Here is a 15,791-nt window from a genome sequence, read left to right as displayed (position 1 = left end):
CCGGTTCACGCCCCCGTACGGGCGAGGCGGAGGGTGGCGTCGACCGTGGTCAGGCCGCGCATCATGCCCAGCTGGTTCCAGCCCATGCCGAACTGCTCACGGTCCACGGTGAATTCCGCCTTCAGCGTGACGGCGTCCGCGTCGGCCCCCGCGATGCGCGCGGTGAAGGACTGGGGCCGACTGATTCCGCGCACCGTCAGCTGACCGGTTATCCGAGCCGTCTCACCGGACTCAGCCTCGGCGCTGCGCACCACGAAGGTGATCTCGGGGTGGCGGTCGGTGTCGAAGAAGTCGGCCGAGCGCAGGTGCTGGTCACGCTTGGCGTTCTTGGTCTCCAGGGAGGAGGCGTCCACCGTGATGGTGCCCTGGGCGGTGCCGTCGGGCTTGACCTCTCCCTGGCCGGTCAGCGCGGTGAAGGAACCCTTGACGGTGATCAGGCCCCACATCGTCCTGTGCCGTACGGCAACGGTGGAGGCGGTCGGGTCGAGCTGCCACAGGCCGGTTTCGACGGCGACGGTCATGGCGTTCTCCTGGCGAAAAGAAGGGGTGAGGGGAAGTGACACCGGCCGACGACGGCCATGTCATCCAAATTTGGATGACCCCACGCTATCGCCTTCTTCAAATTTGAACAACTAGTCGATCCAAAAATGGACGACCGCCGGACCGTGCGCCGGGCGCCGACGCCAGACCCCGCGCCGTCACCGACTCCGGTGCGAAGAAGCCGGTGACGGCATGCGAGCGGAGCGTCAGGTCGCGGGGCACTCCTTCCATGCCAGGTGGTAGACGGTGCTGATGTCACCGTCCGTCGAGTCCATGGTCATGAAGCTCGTGCTGCCGGGCGCCGATGTGCCGGCGTTGACCCGCAGCTCGGTGTTGATGTTGAAGTTCCGCTGCACACCACAGGGAGCCCAGACCAGCTGGGCCCAGTCCGTGGTGTCCGTCGCCTGCCAGTTGTCGTTGTACGGGCCGGTGTACGGGTGGGTGATCGCGGCGGTGCTCGACGAGCCCTGGAAGTAGTACGACGCCTTCTCCGTGCTGGTTGCCCCGCGCTGAAGGGAGGCGAAGCCGCGGTAGTCGGCACTGGCGATGGCGTACGTGAAGCCCTGAGGCACATGAACGATGAGGTTGAGCTGGCAGTTCTTGCGGAACGCGGTGGGTTCGGAGTCGCCCCCGACCTGGGCGAGGTAGTTGCTGTAGGTCACCGTGAAGGCGGTGTTGTCCGGGGACACGGCGACCGCGGCGGTGCCCCGGGGACACCCGGAGCCGTTCACCGTGGCGATCTTGATGACGATCTTGTCCGGGGGCGGGTCGACGATCCCCGAGGAGGGGTCCTGCACGGGTAGCGCGGTGGCGAAGAGCGCCGTCATCGCGGCGCTCAGGAGCAGTCCACCAGCCATGGTTCTCCCATCCGTTGCATCGGTGTACCGGCGGCCTGCACCGCCGGATGTCGGGGGGTGCGGCCCCGCGCATCCGTGCGGGGCCGTCGCGGACCAGTGCGTTGGATCAGGTACCGAACGTCATGCGCATGCCAGGGCAGCGCATGCGCATCTGCCGACCTTGTGAAAGAGCTGTGAAGGCCGGGAGCGACCGAATCGTATGTACTCCGGCGCGGGACCGGAACGGCGATCTCCGGCCAATCGCCGCGCATGCCCTGGCACTCGAGGCACCCCGCGGTCGCGGCCCGGGTCTCCCGCCGAGCGGGCCGGTCGCGGCCGGGTCTCCCGTCGAGCGGGCCGGTCGCGGGGCGGCGGGCACACCGAGGCCCGCCGCCCCGGACACTCCCGGGGCGGCGGGCGGGGGCCGGCCCGGTCAGTGGGCGGGCCAGCCGTCGAGGTGGCGATGGAGGGTGACGGTGGGTTGCTCGGCTCCCTGGGGAGCCTTGGCGACCGCGTCGTGGAGGACGGTGTTCACCTCCGCGGCCAGCGCGTCGGCCCGTGTCTTGAGATCGGTGGCCGGAAGGGTCGAGCGGGTCAGGGCGTCCAGCCGCTGGTGGATGTCGGCGAGCCGCCGCCGGGTCTCCGCGTCCAGCGTGAAGGGGTGCGGTGTCGAGACGACGAACTGGTAGGCACCGGCGAGGGTCTGGCAGCCGTCGCAGTGCTCGTTGACCGCGTCGCCGCGGTTGACCGCGTTCAGGTGCGTGTGCTCCCCGGCCATCGTGACGATCTGGAAGGAGAGCGCGACCGAGCGGCAGTGGTCGTCGACCGAGCAGCCCACCCCGACGGCGTTCGCCTGATTGCGCACACTGGCGGCGTCCACGTTGCCGAACTGGCGCACGGTGAAGGAGTCCTTGGCCTGCGTGTGGTGATGGAAGTCGGCGCGGCTGAACGTCTGATCGGCAGCGACCGCGGTGTGCTGCGGCAGCCCGGTCGCCGCCTGCGCGGGAACGGCGGTCGCAAGGCCGGCCGCGCCGGCGGCGAACAACCCGACGCGGACGGCGCGTTGGGTGAAGACGGAATGCGTACGGGGTTTACGGTGATGGTTCACATGGATCTCCTGATGGAGTGATGTCGACGGACGGAGCGCCGCCGGACACGGGGTGCACGGCACTCCCGCGCCGGCGGCGGGGACCGGCCCGGGTCAGGACCGGGCCGGTCCGCAGGCCCCCTGGGCCGTGGCCCGGGGCGATCAGGACGCGGTGGGCGTGGGCGAACCGGCCGGCGTTTGACTGGAACTGACCGGCGCGGACGGGCTCTGGACCACCGACGACGACGCCGAGGGTGAGCCGGAACCGGGGCCGACGGGCACGGAGACCGGGGGCTGACCGCTCGCGACGGGGCTGCCGCTCGGCTGCCCGATCACGCCCCTGGACGACGGCTTCGAGGAGCTGGGCTTCGGACTCGCGCTGCCGGAAGGGCTCGCCGAGACCGAGCGGGCCGCCGAGGCGTTCGGGGACGCCGTGCCGACGGGCGCGGTCCTCGCCGTGGACGGCGGCGTGGCACCGGACCGGTCCGGCGTCGTGACCCGCCGGGCCGGTGGAGGCGAGGTCGACACACCGGGCTGCAGGATCGGGGCGATCGGCGGCTTCTTCGGCAGCGGCTCCGGGGTCAGGCCCGACACCCAGGCATAGCTCAGGCCCCCGAGTCCGACCAGGAACAGCGCGCACAGCGCCACGCGCAGCCGGGGCCGGCCGGCCGTCGACTTCACGGCGCCCCGCCACAGTCGCCCGCCGAGTTTCACCGACAGATAGACGACACCCGCCATCGGGCACAGCAGCATGACGCAGCCGACCACGCCCATCAGACCCGCGGCGATCTGACCCTGCACGAACGCGTCACCGGTTCCGACGAGTTGTTCGCTCAGCGAGCGGATCATCGTCGCGGTGATCCGCGGCAGGTTCCACAGCGCGTAGCCCAACTCGCCCACGAGCAGCGGCACCATCGTCAGGACCCAGGTGGCGACGATGGTCCGGGCCGACTTCTTCAGCGCGGCGACCTCGGCGCGGGCCTTGCGCCCCTTGGCTCCCGGGACCAGGCTCAGCAGGATCGGCTTGATCTTGCCGTAGAGGTCGGGCACCCCGGCGAGGTCGCCGAGGATGTAGTAGCCGTCCAGGCGGACGGCGGGCATCAGTTGTTCGAGGATCTCGAAGTGTCCCAGATATACGGCGGCCAGGAAGAACGCCTGCCCGCTCAGGGCGTATGCGCCGGCCATGGCCAGCATGAAGACGACGTTGAAGTAGACGCCGCCGAGGTCGGTGCGGAGCCGTCCGGCCCGCCCGATGCGGTAGACGTCCGTGACGTCCGTGTACATCGAGGGCCAGATGAGGAAAAGGCCGCAGCCGATGCAGCCGGGCCGTGCGCCGCCGTAGCGGCAGGCCGAGGCGTGGCCGAACTCGTGGAACACGAGGGAGGCCACGGTCAGCACGAACACCACGAGCAGCAGGACCGGCTGGTCCAGCACTTCGAGCACGGGTGTGATCGCACCGAAGAACACGAACAGCCATACGTCCAGGGCGGCGATGCCCACGAGGACGGCCGCCACGACCAGGGGACGGTGCAGCCAGGCCAGCGCACGGGCGATCGCCGTCACCCTGCGTTCGTTGAAGAGGACGCGATGGCCCTTGAGCGCGAGGAGCAGGTCCGAGCGGGGCGCGGAGACCTGGTCGTCCTCCTGTCCCTCGGGGACCGTCACCCCGAGCGGGTCCAGCTTGTTCTCGATCAGATAGCGGATGTTCTCCGCGCTGACCTCGCGTCCGAACCGGGCGCTGACCCGGTGGGCGATCGTCTCGATGTCGCGGCTGCCGTCGACGGACGACGCGACCAGGTGCAGCAACCGCGACAGCTGCACGACCTGCCCGTCCCCCCGACGGGCGATGTACCGGGGCTCGGTGAAGCCCGATCCCTGGTATTCGCCGTGCAGTTGAAGCCCGGCGCTCAGCCGCGGTACGACCGGCTTCTCCATGCCGACGACGGGCAGGCCGCCGGAGGCGACCTGCTCGTACGTCACCGGCATCCCCCCCGGACCCGGCACCGGCGTACCGGTTTCGTACAGTGCCGCGGCGTTGTCCCCCAGCAGCGTCATGTGCGCTTTCCTCCCCCAGGGGCGGACCGCGCAGTGCCCCGTGCGCGGTCCGCCGAATGTGCCCTCGTCGTAAGGGGGTTGTTACTGCTGGATGTTGATCGACTGCGCGGCCTGGGACTCGGCGACCGACCACGAGGAGTGGTTGTTGAGCGCGGCCGACTCGTTGTGCGCGGAGACGTTGGCGACGTGCTTGGTGACGTTCACCGTCTTGCCGAAGCTGAACTTCAGCCGACCCAGGGCCTCACGGCCCGGCAGCAGCTCCGCAGACTCGGCGTCCAGCTCGTGGGCGTTCATGCTCATGGCGTGTCCTTTCCTGAAGACCTTCGTTGTAGGTGTGACGAGACCGGGCGGACGCGATCGCCGCCCGGGAAAAGCTCAGTGACGGTTCGTCAGATACCGGCTCGGAGGTGGTACCGCCGCGGCGGGCGGAGGTGTGTGGTGATGCGTCGCCGCGGCGGTACCGGGTGCCGCACGGTGCCGGGGCGTCGGACCGTGCGGCACCGGATCACTGGGCGATGTTGATGGACTGGGCGGCGCCCGAGTCCGCCACCGACCACGAGGAGTGGTCGTTGAGCGCGGCCGACTCGTTGTGCGCGGAGACGTTGGCGACGTGCTTGGTGACGTTCACCGTCTTGCCGAAGCTGAACTTCAGCCGACCCAGGGCCTCACGGCCCGGCAGCAGCTCCGCGGACTCGGCGTCCAGCTCACGAGGATCCATCATGATCGTTTCCCCCTCAGGGTTCGAGATGTGTTCCCGTCGGACACGGTCAGGTCCCCCCGGATCGTGTCCAACTCCGTCGGACGGGCTGTCCAACGAAATTGGACACTAGGCGCCGGGACGGCTGTGACGCAAGCGGTTCGGGAGAACACCTTCCGTCACTCACCCAAGTCGCCCCTAGAATGATCCGACGCGGAAGAGTTCCGCCTGGCGGCGAGCAGGAAGTGACCATCAGTGGCCAACGCACTGCAGCAGATCATCCGTGACCGGCTGGACAGCGAGCACTGGTCGTACGGCGATGTGGCCCGCCGCGGAGGCATCCCCCGCTCGACGGTGCACCACCTGGCGACGACCGATCACATGGCGCGCATGCCCCAGCCGGCCACCCTCGAAGGACTTGCCCTGGGTCTGGGTCTGCCGCTGGGCACCATCCGACAGGCCGCCGCGGAGGCCTGCGGCATCCACCTCTACGCCCCCGCCGAAGAACCGGCGCTCCCGTCCGGCGCCCCCACCGACCCCGAGGTGGACGTGCTCATCGCGAGCGTCCAGCGTCTGTCGGCTCAGGACCGCCGCCATGTCGCCGCGCTGGTCGAGTCACTGCTCAACCGCGCGCCGGACGCCTCCTGACGCCGGCGACGATACGCAGAGCGCACTCCCACCTCACCGGTCACGTGCACCAAAAGAAGCCACTTCCGCCCAAACACACATGATCCGCCGCTAGTCTCTCCTCCAGCCTGGACCCGTGAGCCGCACGCCCCAGGCTCTCTGGGGGGAACCTTGCTCTTCGTACACGGCGGCCCCACCACCGCCATCGTCAAGGGACCGACGGGAGAATCCGTGGTCCTGCTCTCCGGCGAACTGCCGGCCGACCTCACCGACTCCGCCATCGGTGAACTGCTCGATCTCGCGGCGGCAGTGCTCAGCGAGGAGGAACTCGCGCTCTTCTACCAGTGCCTTGCCCTGCTCCGGCGCGGCGAGGGCCCCACGCCGCAGCGCATCGAGATCAACGGGGCCGTGCTCACCGTCTACCGCGAGTGAACGGCGACCCGTCGAGTGCAAGGGGGTGCCCTCGTACGCAAGTCCGGGCGTCAAGACCATGGCTGCGCGGCCCCGGGCAGGGCACCATCACGCCATGGCAACATCCGCGCACCCGTACCCCCGCCGCACCGACCGGACGACCGTATGAGTCCGGCCCGCGTCCCCGGCCTGATCGTGCCGCTCGTCTTCCTGTTCGCACTCGTGGTCGGCGCCGTGTGGTACTGGCGGCACCGCGGGGATTAAGGGCTGTCCCGTAATCCCCGGTGGATCGGCGCGCGGCGTCAGATGCGGTGCATCGCAAGGCGGAGGGTCGTCCTCATACTGGGCGTATTCGGTCGATGATCCGACAACGCAGCGAGGTGCCGCAGCTGTCGTCGTGCGCCCGCCGGGGATTACGGGACAGCCCTAAGGCGGGGCGGTTCAACCCTGCCCCCGCTCCGCCTCCTCGCGCAGGAAGGTGCTGATCTGGCAGGCAAGGCTCTCGGACCCGACGTCGGGACGGGCGCCCGTGCCGGGCAGACCGTCCGGCACCGTCAGATCGCCGGACCACAGATACCGGTCGGCCCATTCCTCGTCCGCTTTCAATTGCACCTGAATGTCGACGAGGTTCAGGAAGTGCTCCGGAGCGGCGGCGAAGAGAACGGCCGTCGCGCGGCGCAGAGGGTAGAGGTCAAAACCCTCGATGAATTGCGAGTTGCGCCAGTCGAGGAATGCACTCTCACCGTCGGGGCCCGTGCGGATGTCGAGCTGACCGTCTTCGAGCAGGATTCCGACCGGCTCCCTCATTCGGTTTTCGACGGTCACCCGGAAGCGGAAATAGGCCAGACCTTCGGCGGCCTCGTCACGCCCGCGCGGCGGCTCGGCCTTTTCCAGGCCGTGGACCCGGACACGCAGACCGGCATGCACGTCAGCGCATTCCTGCCAGTCGCCGATCACATTGGGCTCGCGCACAGTCCACCTCTCCACTCCGCGGCTTGTTTCCTATCCGCGTACGCAACAAAGTGTCAAATGCACGGAAGCCCTCATGGCCAGGGGATTTGCCGTTCTTGATCGCCGATCAAGCCGTGCGCAGCACGGATCCCCCGGGAGGCGTGGGAAGGACGGAGACACACGTGTCGCACATCACGTCGGCCGTCGGCGGGGCGGACCGGAGCCGAAGGCCCGCCGAAGGTCACAGACACGGCTGGCACACTGCACGCCATGGCCACGATCACGCCCGCCCGCGCCCTGCTTCTGCTCGTCAGCGGGCTGGTCTGTCTGACCACCGCGAGCGGCGCCCTCATCGGCGCGCTCTTCGGTGGCGCGGGCCTCGCGCTCATCGCCGCTCTGTGCGCGGGCGCCGGGGGCGCGCTCGGTGCCCTCTTCTTCCGTCGGCGCGCGCTGGCGCACTTCGCGGCTGCCCAGCGGCAGGCCGGTGTCCGGGGCTACGCCGAAGGGATCGCGCACGGAGTCCTCGTCCATGTCGCGGCGTACGAGGCCGCGGTCTTCCCGTGTACGGGACCCACGGGAGTCACCACCGAGGAACGTGCCGCGCGGCGCACCCTCGCCTACCGGATGGCCGCGCTGGACGAAGTACCCCAGCCGGTGCGCGAGGCCGCCGCCGACGCGCTCGCCGTGCTGGACGCGGCCGACCGCAGCGGCACCGAGGAGGCCCTCGCCCAACTCGCCGCCGTCGTAAGGCAGGAGTACGCCCGCCCGTGAGCGGTCGGGAGCACCTTCCCCCGCTCACGGCCCGGACGTGAGCGTCACGCCACGGCCGACGGGGCGAGCTCCCGCAGCTGGGTCAAGGCGGCGGCCACGGCCGGACGGTCGTGACCGCCGGTGCGGGTGCAGGTGAGCAGCTTGCGGTGCGGATTGCCGGTGCAGCGCACCCGGTTGATCGGCAGATGCGGGGTCAGATGCACCAGCCGTGGCATCAGGGCCACTCCGAGGCCGTGGGCGACCAGATGGGCCGTGACGTTCCCGTCCAGCGCATGGTGGACGACGTCCGGGGTGAAGCCGGCCGCGCCGCACGCCGACATCACATGCGGCCGGCAGGGGCTCTTGGGCACCGGCGCGATCCACTCCTCCAGGGCCGCGTCGACGAGGTCGACTCGTGTGCGTCCTGCGAGGGGGTGTCCGTCGGGTACGACCAGGTCGAACGGGTCGTCCAGGAGCGGCTGTTGGTCGAAGTGTGCGTCACCGCGGGGCGGGTTGTGGGGCGTCGACTCGACCACCGCCAGGTCGGTCTCGCCCTCGAAGAGCAGGTCGAAGCCGTCGGGAACCCCCGCTTCCCGGATCCGCACGGTCAGCCGGGGGTGACCCTCACGCAGGTGCGCTGCCATGGGGGCGAGCAGCCCGGAGACGGCCGCGGGGAAGCCGGTCACGCGCAGCACACCGGCGGGCTCCCCACGGCCGTCGCGCAAGTCGTCTTCGGCCTGCTCCCAGCGTGTCTGGATGGCGTCGGCGTGGGCCGGCAGCCTGCGGGCGGCCGGTGTGAGGCGTACGCCGCGGCCCTGCGGCTCGAGCAACTCGACTCCCAGTTCCCGGCCAGCTGGCGGATCTGCTGGGAGGCGGCGGACGTGGTGAAGTGCAGGGCGCGGGCCGCGGCGGTGACGGTGCCGTAGTGCGCGACGGTCCGCAGGACTTGAAGCCGGCGCAGATCAATCATGAAGGCCACGCTTCACGGTGTGATCCACTAAGTCAACGTGGACATGAACGGCCGTGTGCGCCCACGCTGGTGGAGTCGAGAGGTTCACCCGCCCGGCAGCCGAAGGGAGTCCGTGATGACCTGCGCGAACACCGTGTCCTGCCCGCACTGCGGCCGGCCCGACCACGCCGAACCGTTCCAGGTGGTCTCCCGGCACGCCACGGCCGATGGCCACACCGTGTGGACCCGCTGCGGATGCGGCTCGCTCCAGATACGGCTCGTCGACGCCCGCGGTATGCGCGTCGTCTCCCGCAGCCGGCCCGCGGCGCCCGTGCCGCATCCGTGCGGCGGTTGAGGCGGAGGCGTCCGGCCTGCCTGGGTGTCTTCCCGGTCACGACACGCGCGCGGTTGAGCAAGCCCGGGCAGTGCCGACGTAGCAAAGGGCATGGCAGCATGCAGGGGCGCCGGGTGCGCCGAGGGCCCGGGCGGGACGTACACCTGGGAGCGCGGACGATGACGTACAAACAGGGGTCGCTCCTCGCGCCCGGCGGCGGGCGGGCAGCGGCGGCCGGTGCGGCCGCGACGGGTCCTTCCTCGGCGGCGCGGGAGGCCCGTGGACGCTGGGCGCGGCTCGGGCGGCACCGGCGGCCACTGCTCCTGCTGGCGGTGTGCGCACTGCTGACGCAGATGGCGTTCGCCATGGTCACCACCGCCGTGGAACAGACCCCGACGATCGACGAACCCGTGTACGTGGGGACGGCGGTCGTGTATGTGCGCGAGCACAGTCTGCGGTTCAACCCCGAACATCCGCCGCTGGGCAAACTGATCATCGCAGCGGGCACGGTCTTCGCGCACCCGCATCTGGCACCCGGTTTCCAGGGCGACCAGGGGCAGTTGGGGAGACGGCTGCTGTACGAGTCCGGCAACGACCCCTGGCGGGTGATGGTCTGGGCCCGGCTGCCGGTGATGGTGGTGACACTGCTGTTCGGGCTGGTCGTCTTCGGCTTCGCCCGCGACCTCCTTGGCTCCGGAGGCGGGCTCGCGGCGCTCGCCCTCTACGCCTTCTCACCCGACCTGATCACGAACGGCTCCTTGGCCACCCTGGACGTGCCCGCGGCCGGTTTCGTGGTGACGGCGGCGTGGATGCTGTGGCGGGCGAGGCGGCGGCCCCTGGTGTACCTGCCGCTCGCCGGGGTGGCGGCGGGTGCGGCCGTCGCCACGAAGATGAGCACCCTGCCCGCGGTGCCCGTGCTGCTGGCGCTGGCCGCTTGGTCCTGCTGGCACGCGTGCGGGAACACGGCTCCACGGGCGAGGCGTGCCACGCGGTCCATGGGGGCGGCTGTCGGTGTCGCGCTGATCCTGGTCGGTGTCGTGTGGGCCGTCTACCTCGCCGTCGATCCTCTGCTGCGGTGGACCCCGCCCGCGAACCTGCCCGCGGTGCACGGCCTGCGCGCGCTGCTGATCGACTGGCTTCCCTTCCCCGACGCGTACCTCGACGGGATGCGCATCCAGTTCGGCTTCGAGAACGCCACCTGGCGCGGCTATCTGTTCGGCCGCCTCTACTCCGGCTCCCTCTGGTACTACCTGCCGGCCGCGCTGCTGGTGAAGACGCCGCTCGGCATGCTCGCACTGTGGCTCGGCGGCGTCCTGGCCATGGGGGCGGTGCCGCGGCTGCGCGCCGCCGTCCCGTATGTGCTGCTGCTTCCGGCGGTGCTGCTGGCCGCGGCCATGCAGGGCTCGCGCGATCTCGGGGTGCGCTATGCGCTCTTCGTTCCCGTGTTCCTGGCCGTGGCCGCCGCCTGTGTGGTCGCGCTGCGACGGCGGTGGGCGTACGCCGTGACGGCGGGTCTGGTGCTCTGCGTGGCGGTCAGTTCGCTGCGGACGTATCCGTATTATCTGCCGTACTCCAACGAGGCGTTCGGCGGTCCCGCGCAGACCCGTCTGCGGCTGCACGACTCGAACGTCGACTGGGGCCAGGACCTGGGACGGCTGGCCGACCGGCTGCGCGAGCGCTACCCCGACAACAGGGACGTCTGGCTCGTGTACAAGGGCAGCGGGGTTCCCGCCTGGTACGGCATCCACGGGCACGACCCGCTGAAGGTGCCGCCGAGCCGGGTGCACGGGCTGCTCGTCGTGTCCGACACGTCGATCGCCAAGGCCCAGGGGCGGCTGGCGCAGCTGATCCACGGCAGCAGGGCGATCGACGACGTCGGTCACTCCGTCACGATCTTCCGACGGCCCTGAGTCAGGGGGCGGACGGCTTGCCCGCGGTGGCCGTCCAGGTGCGGAAGAGCGCGCCGAGGTCCCTGCCGGACAGCCGCTCGGAGAGCTGGACGAACCGGGCCGTGGTGCCGTGGCCGCCCCGGTGGTCCGCCGTCCAGGTGTGCAGGATCCGGAAGAAGGCGGCGTCGCCGACGGCCGTGCGGAGCTTGTGCAGGGCCATGGCGCCGCGGACGTAGACGGGCGTGCCGAAGAGACGGGCTCCGCTGCCGGGGTCGGCGGGCGGGTACGCCCAGAGGCCGTCGCTCGCCGGTCGGGCGTAGAAGGCGTCGAAGGCCTGCTGGGACGTCTTGCCGCCGTGCTGCTCGGCGTAGAGCCACTCGGCATAGGTGGCAAAGCCCTCGTTGAGCCAGATGTCCTGCCAGCGGGTGAGGGTGACCGAGTCGCCGAACCACTGGTGGGCGCTCTCGTGGACGAGAATGCTCAGGCGGGGTGCGCGGTCGTAGACCGGCCGGCTCTGGGTCTCCAGCGCGTAGCCGACGTTCGGCGCCCTGTCGACGATGGCTCCGGCCGCACGGAAGGGATAGGGGCCGAAGAGCTTGCTCTCCCAGGCGAGGACGGACGGCAGTTGCTTGAGCACGGGAGCCGAGGCGGACGCCAGGCGGGGATCCACGGCGTTGTAGACGTCGACGCCGTCCCGGGTGGTGTAGCGCTCGACCTTGAAGGTCCCGACGGTGGCGGTGGCCAGGTAGGCGGCCATCGGTTCGGACTGGCGCCAGTGGAACGTGGTGCGTCCGTGGGCGGTCCGCTGGTCGACGAGGACACCGTTGGAGACTGCGGTGCGGCCCTGGGGGACGGTGATGGTGATGTCGTACGACGCCTTGTCCTTGGGGTGGCTGTTCGCGGGGAACCAGGTCATGGCGCCCTGCGGCTCGCTCGCCACGAACGCGCCGTCGTCGGTGGGGATCCAGCCGTCGAGCGCGCCGTCGGGATCGGTGACCGGCTTCGGTGTGCCCTGATAGTCGACGGCGACCCGGAAGTCCTGACCGGAACGCAGCGCGTGCCGTGGCGTGATGACCAGTTCCTGTCCCTGGTGCCGGAAGGACGCCTTGATGTGGTCGACCGTGACGCCGGTGACCTTCAGGCCCTTGAGGTCGAGGTCGAATCGGGTGAGGCGCTGGGCGGCGCGGGCCCGCAGGACGGCCCGGCCGTCGAGGTGGCGGCTGCCCGGGTCGTAGCCGAGGGTCAGGTCGTAGTGGCGCACGTCGTAGCCGCCGTTGCCGGCGAGCGGGAAGTACGGATCGCCCGCCCCGGACGAGCCGATGGTACCGGCCGCCGCCGGGCCCGCGGCCGCGAACAGGGCGGCGAGGGCGACGGGCACCGCTGCGGCGACGGCCCCTCGGGGAAGGACGGTGGTGCGTCCGACGGTCTGCCGACGGGGTGTCGTCACGGGCGCTCCTGTGGCTGGAGGGACGGGTGGCGGTCAGCTTAGGGGGCGGCACCCTCCTCCGAACTGCTCGGTTCGGTCAAGTTGCCCGGTGTCCCCGGAGGTTCACGCGAACCGGGGAACCGTCTCCGTTCAAGGCCCTGCCGCTGTGTTGGAGTTCCTTGCACGGCGGAGGCGGGGTGGTCTCCCAGCTCGTCCTGAGCAACCGTTACCACCCGGCGGCAACGCGGTTTCCGGCTGCCGTCCGGACCCGTCACCCGCGTACGGAGAAGCTGAGACCCCGCCGCCGGGTGGAGCCGACCGCACGGGCGACCGGAGAGGCGGGGTGCCGGAACGCGCCGGGGTCCGCGGAGCGCCGTTCAGGGGAAAATGCCCGGCCGGCAGGCGTGGGAGCGGGCGGCGCCGTCGACAACTGACCCGTGAGACTGCCGCTGATCGCCCCCATGCTGGCCACTCCCGGCACCCTGCCGCCCGCCGGGCAGGACGCGCAGTGGGCCTACGAGACGAAACAGGACGGTCAGCGGGTGGTGGTCTATCTGCCCGGCGACGGCGGTCTGGAACTGCGCGCGCGGTCGGGTGAGGTCATCACCGGCGCATACCCGGAGCTTCGTCCGCTGGGCGGCGTCCTGGGCGCGATGCCCGCCGTGCTGGACGGGGAGGTGGTGGCACCCGACGAGCGGGGGCACGGCGACTTCCAGCGGCTGCAGTCCCGTATGGGGCTCGCCCACTCCCCCGCGCTGGCGGCGCGCCGGGCGGCGCAGACGCCCGTGCACCTCGTGCTGTTCGATGTGATGTTCCTGGGGCGTGACATCACCACGCTGCCCTACGCCCGCCGACGGCACGCCCTGGAGGGTCTCGCGCTGGCCGGACCGCACTGGTCGACTCCCGGCGCGCTCGTGGGACACGGCGCACAGGCCTTGGAGGCGACCCGGAAGAGCGGTCTGGAGGGGCTGGTGTGCAAGAGGCTGGACTCGGTGTACGAGCCAGGGGTGCGCTCCCGGTCCTGGATCAAGATCCGCAACATACGGGCGGCGGACGTGATCGTGGGCGGCTGGCTGCCGGGCCGGGGCCGGCTGTCGGGACTGCCAGGAGCGTTGCTGCTGGGACAGCGGGAGGCGGGCCGACTGCGCTATGTCGGCCGGGTGGGGACGGGCTGGAGCGAGGCGGAGCGGGCCGAACTCGCCCGGCTGCTCCTGGTCGTGGAGACGCGCGTATGCCCCTTCGACCGCGACCCGAGGGTGCCGGGCGCCCGCTGGGTCCTGCCGAGACTCGTCGGCGAGGTCCGCTACAGCACCCGTACCCGGGACGGTCTGCTCAGGCAGCCGTCATGGCTGCGGCTGCGTCCCGACCTGGCGCCGGAGGACTCGGCGGCCGATCTTCCCTGAGCCGCGCCCTGTCGCACGCAGTGTGTCTCCCCGCCCGAGTGGTGCCACCGGATCAGACGTGACCGGGACCGCCGCTGCCGAACGCGCCGCTGGATCCCGGGAGCCAGCGCTTGCGCTCCTGGTCGTCACATCGTTTGCTGGCCGCGTGGTGGAGCTGGTACGGCATGAGCCGTTCGCTCTCCTGCGCCGCGTGCGGCATCTCCTCGGGCTCGCGTACTTCCTGTTCCTCGTGCACCGCTCCGCCGTCGGGCAGATGGGGCTGCTCCTCCGGGCTGGGCGGTGCCGGTTCCTGGTCCCGGACGGTCATACCGAGCCGAACGGCCCAGATCAGTGCCCCCGAGACGACCATGCCGCCGAGGAAGGCGAAGAACACGTTGAGTTGTTCCTGCGATACAGCCAGTACTGCATAGCTCGCCGTATTCATGCCATGACGATACCCCCGTTGAATTCGCATTGCCCCTGGAGATTTACCTGAACGGGAATTCGGGTTTCTCGGGTTGTCGGGACTCAGATCCGGTATTCGCGAAGGGCCGGTGTCGCCACGGCAAGTCCGAGAGTTGCCACGATGACGAGGAGGCCGCCGCCCGAGATGGCCGTGCGTGCCCCGAGTGCAGATCCGACCGTGCCGTGCAGAACGTCGGCGAGGCGCGGGCCGCCCGCGACGACGACCGTGAACACGCCCTGCATCCGGCCCCGCATCTCGTCGGTGGCGGCGGACAGCAGGATCGCACCGCGGAAGACCATCGAGACCATGTCGGCGACTCCGGCGGCGGCCAGGAAGGCCACGGCCGCCCAGAGGTTGGCGGTCAGTCCGAGGCCGGTGATGGCCGCGCCCCAGGCGATCACCGCCGCGATGACCATGAGGCCGTGCCGCCGCGCGCGGGAGAACGTGCCGGACAGCAGGCCGCCGAGCACGGCGCCGACGGGGATCGCCGCGAAGAGCAGACCGAGTGCGAGACCTTCCCCGTAGGAGGCGTATGTCCGGGCCGCGAGTTGGGGGAACAGGGCCCGGGGCATGCCGAGGACCATCGCGATGATGTCGGCGAGGAAGGACAGCAGCAGGACCTTGTGCAGCGAGATGTAACGGAAGCCCTCGGCCATCGCCTGCCACCCCGCCCGGTTCTGCGCCGCCGCCGTCGTCAGGGGCGGCAGGGCGGGGAGCCGGACGACCGCCCACACAGTCACGCTCAGGGCGAGGGCGTCGATCAGGTAGAGGTCGGACAGGCCGATGACGGGAATGAGGACGCCGGCGAGGAGAGGGCCTGCCACCAGGCCGGTCTGCATGACCGTGGAGCCCAGCGCGTTCGCCGCCGGGAGTTCGTCCGCCGGGACCAGACGGGCGATGGAGGCGTTGCGGGCCGGGGAGTTGAGACCGAAGAAGGCCTGCTGGAGGGCGAGCAGTGCCATCAGCACGACGACCGAGTCGAGGCCGGTGGCGGCCTGCACCCAGAAGAGCACGGATGTGACGGCCAGACCGGAGTTGGTGATCAGCAGCAGCCTGCGGCGGTCCATGCTGTCGGCGATCGCGCCGCCCCACAGCCCGAAGACCGCGAGTGGCAGGAGGCCCGCGAGGCCGGCGTAGCCCACCCATGCCGAGGAGCCCGTGATGTCGTAGATCTGCTTGGGCACGGCAACCGCGGTGAGCTGGCTGCCGACGGATGTCACGATCGTCGACGACCACAGGCGGCGGTAGGCGGGGCGGCGCAGCGGCCGGGTGTCCATCGCCCAGCGGCGCCAGCCTCGGCGACTGGCTCCGCTGTCGTCCGGCCGGTCGCCGTCCGGTGCCGCTCCGCCGTCGGTCGTACTCTCGCTCGTGTCCACGGGGTTCCCAACTGC

General features: G+C 70.7%; 16 protein-coding genes and 1 pseudogene. 6 read left to right on the top strand and 11 right to left on the bottom strand.

Annotated elements, in window-relative coordinates; translation table 11 throughout:
• Positions 1-5: 5 nt before the first annotated feature.
• The 6 genes from AAW14_RS04145 to AAW14_RS04120 form a co-directional block, all read right to left on the bottom strand.
• Complete coding sequence (locus tag AAW14_RS04145) at positions 6-521, bottom strand: YceI family protein (protein WP_265559998.1); 516 nt, start codon at positions 519-521, stop codon at positions 6-8.
• A 225-nt stretch (positions 522-746) separates the two neighbouring features.
• On the bottom strand, positions 747-1,397 hold the full coding sequence (locus tag AAW14_RS04140) for a DUF4360 domain-containing protein (RefSeq protein ID WP_265559996.1): 651 nt from the start codon (positions 1,395-1,397) through the stop codon (positions 747-749).
• 412 nt (positions 1,398-1,809) lie between these two features.
• On the bottom strand, positions 1,810-2,484 hold the full coding sequence (locus AAW14_RS04135) for a hypothetical protein (RefSeq protein WP_265559993.1): 675 nt from the start codon (positions 2,482-2,484) through the stop codon (positions 1,810-1,812).
• Positions 2,485-2,625: 141 nt separating this feature from the next.
• The gene (locus AAW14_RS04130) at positions 2,626-4,518 is read right to left on the bottom strand and encodes a hypothetical protein (RefSeq protein ID WP_265559991.1); all 1,893 of its coding nucleotides are present in this window, start codon (positions 4,516-4,518) and stop codon (positions 2,626-2,628) included.
• A gap of 81 nt (positions 4,519-4,599) precedes the next feature.
• Positions 4,600-4,818 (bottom strand): hypothetical protein, encoded by a 219-nt coding sequence (locus tag AAW14_RS04125; RefSeq protein WP_265559989.1) that lies wholly within the window; start codon positions 4,816-4,818, stop codon positions 4,600-4,602.
• Between the two features lie 205 nt (positions 4,819-5,023).
• A complete protein-coding gene (locus AAW14_RS04120; RefSeq protein WP_265559987.1) occupies positions 5,024-5,239 on the bottom strand; it encodes a hypothetical protein in 216 nt (71 codons plus the stop codon).
• Positions 5,240-5,470: 231 nt separating this feature from the next.
• Between AAW14_RS04120 and AAW14_RS04115 the strand changes: the two genes are divergently transcribed.
• Together AAW14_RS04115 and AAW14_RS04110 are read left to right on the top strand one after the other, a co-directional pair.
• Positions 5,471-5,863 carry a transcriptional regulator gene (locus AAW14_RS04115; protein WP_265559985.1) on the top strand — a complete coding sequence of 131 codons (393 nt, stop codon included), beginning with the start codon at positions 5,471-5,473 and terminating at the stop codon, positions 5,861-5,863.
• 150 nt (positions 5,864-6,013) lie between these two features.
• Positions 6,014-6,274, top strand: coding sequence for a hypothetical protein (locus AAW14_RS04110; protein WP_265559983.1), 261 nt, complete (start codon positions 6,014-6,016; stop codon positions 6,272-6,274).
• 420 nt (positions 6,275-6,694) lie between these two features.
• Here the strand turns inward: AAW14_RS04110 and AAW14_RS04105 are convergent, their stop codons facing one another.
• The gene (locus tag AAW14_RS04105; RefSeq protein ID WP_265559981.1) at positions 6,695-7,225 is read right to left on the bottom strand and encodes a hypothetical protein; all 531 of its coding nucleotides are present in this window, start codon (positions 7,223-7,225) and stop codon (positions 6,695-6,697) included.
• A gap of 249 nt (positions 7,226-7,474) precedes the next feature.
• Here AAW14_RS04105 and AAW14_RS04100 point away from each other — a divergent pair, with 249 nt between their 5' ends.
• Entirely contained in the window at positions 7,475-7,975 is a 501-nt protein-coding gene (locus AAW14_RS04100) for a hypothetical protein (protein WP_265559978.1), read from the top strand.
• A gap of 44 nt (positions 7,976-8,019) precedes the next feature.
• On the opposite strand, the pseudogene AAW14_RS04095 reads toward AAW14_RS04100, so the two are convergent.
• Positions 8,020-8,924: pseudogene (locus tag AAW14_RS04095) on the bottom strand (LysR family transcriptional regulator).
• Between the two features lie 115 nt (positions 8,925-9,039).
• On the opposite strand from AAW14_RS04095, the gene AAW14_RS04090 reads away from it, so the two are divergent.
• Together AAW14_RS04090 and AAW14_RS04085 are read left to right on the top strand one after the other, a co-directional pair.
• Complete coding sequence (locus AAW14_RS04090) at positions 9,040-9,258, top strand: hypothetical protein (RefSeq protein ID WP_265559976.1); 219 nt, start codon at positions 9,040-9,042, stop codon at positions 9,256-9,258.
• Positions 9,259-9,416: 158 nt separating this feature from the next.
• A complete protein-coding gene (locus tag AAW14_RS04085; RefSeq protein ID WP_416223253.1) occupies positions 9,417-11,147 on the top strand; it encodes a phospholipid carrier-dependent glycosyltransferase in 1,731 nt (576 codons plus the stop codon).
• 1 nt (position 11,148) lies between these two features.
• On the opposite strand, the gene AAW14_RS04080 is transcribed toward AAW14_RS04085, so the two are convergent.
• On the bottom strand, positions 11,149-12,573 hold the full coding sequence (locus tag AAW14_RS04080) for a M1 family metallopeptidase (protein WP_265559974.1): 1,425 nt from the start codon (positions 12,571-12,573) through the stop codon (positions 11,149-11,151).
• 416 nt (positions 12,574-12,989) lie between these two features.
• Here AAW14_RS04080 and AAW14_RS04075 point away from each other — a divergent pair, with 416 nt between their 5' ends.
• Positions 12,990-13,955, top strand: a complete 966-nt coding sequence (locus tag AAW14_RS04075) for an ATP-dependent DNA ligase (protein WP_265559971.1) — start codon at positions 12,990-12,992, stop codon at positions 13,953-13,955.
• Between the two features lie 52 nt (positions 13,956-14,007).
• On the opposite strand, the gene AAW14_RS04070 is transcribed toward AAW14_RS04075, so the two are convergent.
• On the bottom strand, positions 14,008-14,379 hold the full coding sequence (locus tag AAW14_RS04070; RefSeq protein ID WP_265559970.1) for a DUF6479 family protein: 372 nt from the start codon (positions 14,377-14,379) through the stop codon (positions 14,008-14,010).
• A gap of 83 nt (positions 14,380-14,462) precedes the next feature.
• Positions 14,463-15,776: an MFS transporter gene (locus tag AAW14_RS04065; RefSeq protein ID WP_265559968.1), complete on the bottom strand. Its 1,314-nt coding sequence runs from the start codon at positions 15,774-15,776 to the stop codon at positions 14,463-14,465.
• Between the last annotated feature and the right edge of the window lie 15 nt (positions 15,777-15,791).

Source organism: Streptomyces hygroscopicus (genome assembly GCF_026168105.1).
GTDB lineage: Bacteria > Actinomycetota > Actinomycetes > Streptomycetales > Streptomycetaceae > Streptomyces > Streptomyces hygroscopicus_D.
The sequence above is the reverse complement of the archived record's forward strand: the minus strand, read 5'-3'. Positions and strand labels throughout refer to the sequence as shown.

Excerpts from the sequence above, each read along its gene's own strand:
- AAW14_RS04145 (WP_265559998.1), bottom strand. The coding sequence starts at position 521 with ATGACCGTCGCCGTCGAAACCGGCCTGTGGCAGCTCGACCCGACCGCC.
- AAW14_RS04140 (WP_265559996.1), bottom strand. The coding sequence starts at position 1,397 with ATGGCTGGTGGACTGCTCCTGAGCGCCGCGATGACGGCGCTCTTCGCC.
- AAW14_RS04130 (WP_265559991.1), bottom strand. The coding sequence starts at position 4,518 with ATGACGCTGCTGGGGGACAACGCCGCGGCACTGTACGAAACCGGTACG.
- AAW14_RS04125 (WP_265559989.1), bottom strand. The coding sequence starts at position 4,818 with ATGAGCATGAACGCCCACGAGCTGGACGCCGAGTCTGCGGAGCTGCTG.
- AAW14_RS04120 (WP_265559987.1), bottom strand. The coding sequence starts at position 5,239 with ATGATGGATCCTCGTGAGCTGGACGCCGAGTCCGCGGAGCTGCTGCCG.
- AAW14_RS04100 (WP_265559978.1), top strand. The coding sequence starts at position 7,475 with ATGGCCACGATCACGCCCGCCCGCGCCCTGCTTCTGCTCGTCAGCGGG.
- AAW14_RS04090 (WP_265559976.1), top strand. The coding sequence starts at position 9,040 with ATGACCTGCGCGAACACCGTGTCCTGCCCGCACTGCGGCCGGCCCGAC.
- AAW14_RS04085 (WP_416223253.1), top strand. The coding sequence starts at position 9,417 with ATGACGTACAAACAGGGGTCGCTCCTCGCGCCCGGCGGCGGGCGGGCA.
- AAW14_RS04070 (WP_265559970.1), bottom strand. The coding sequence starts at position 14,379 with ATGAATACGGCGAGCTATGCAGTACTGGCTGTATCGCAGGAACAACTC.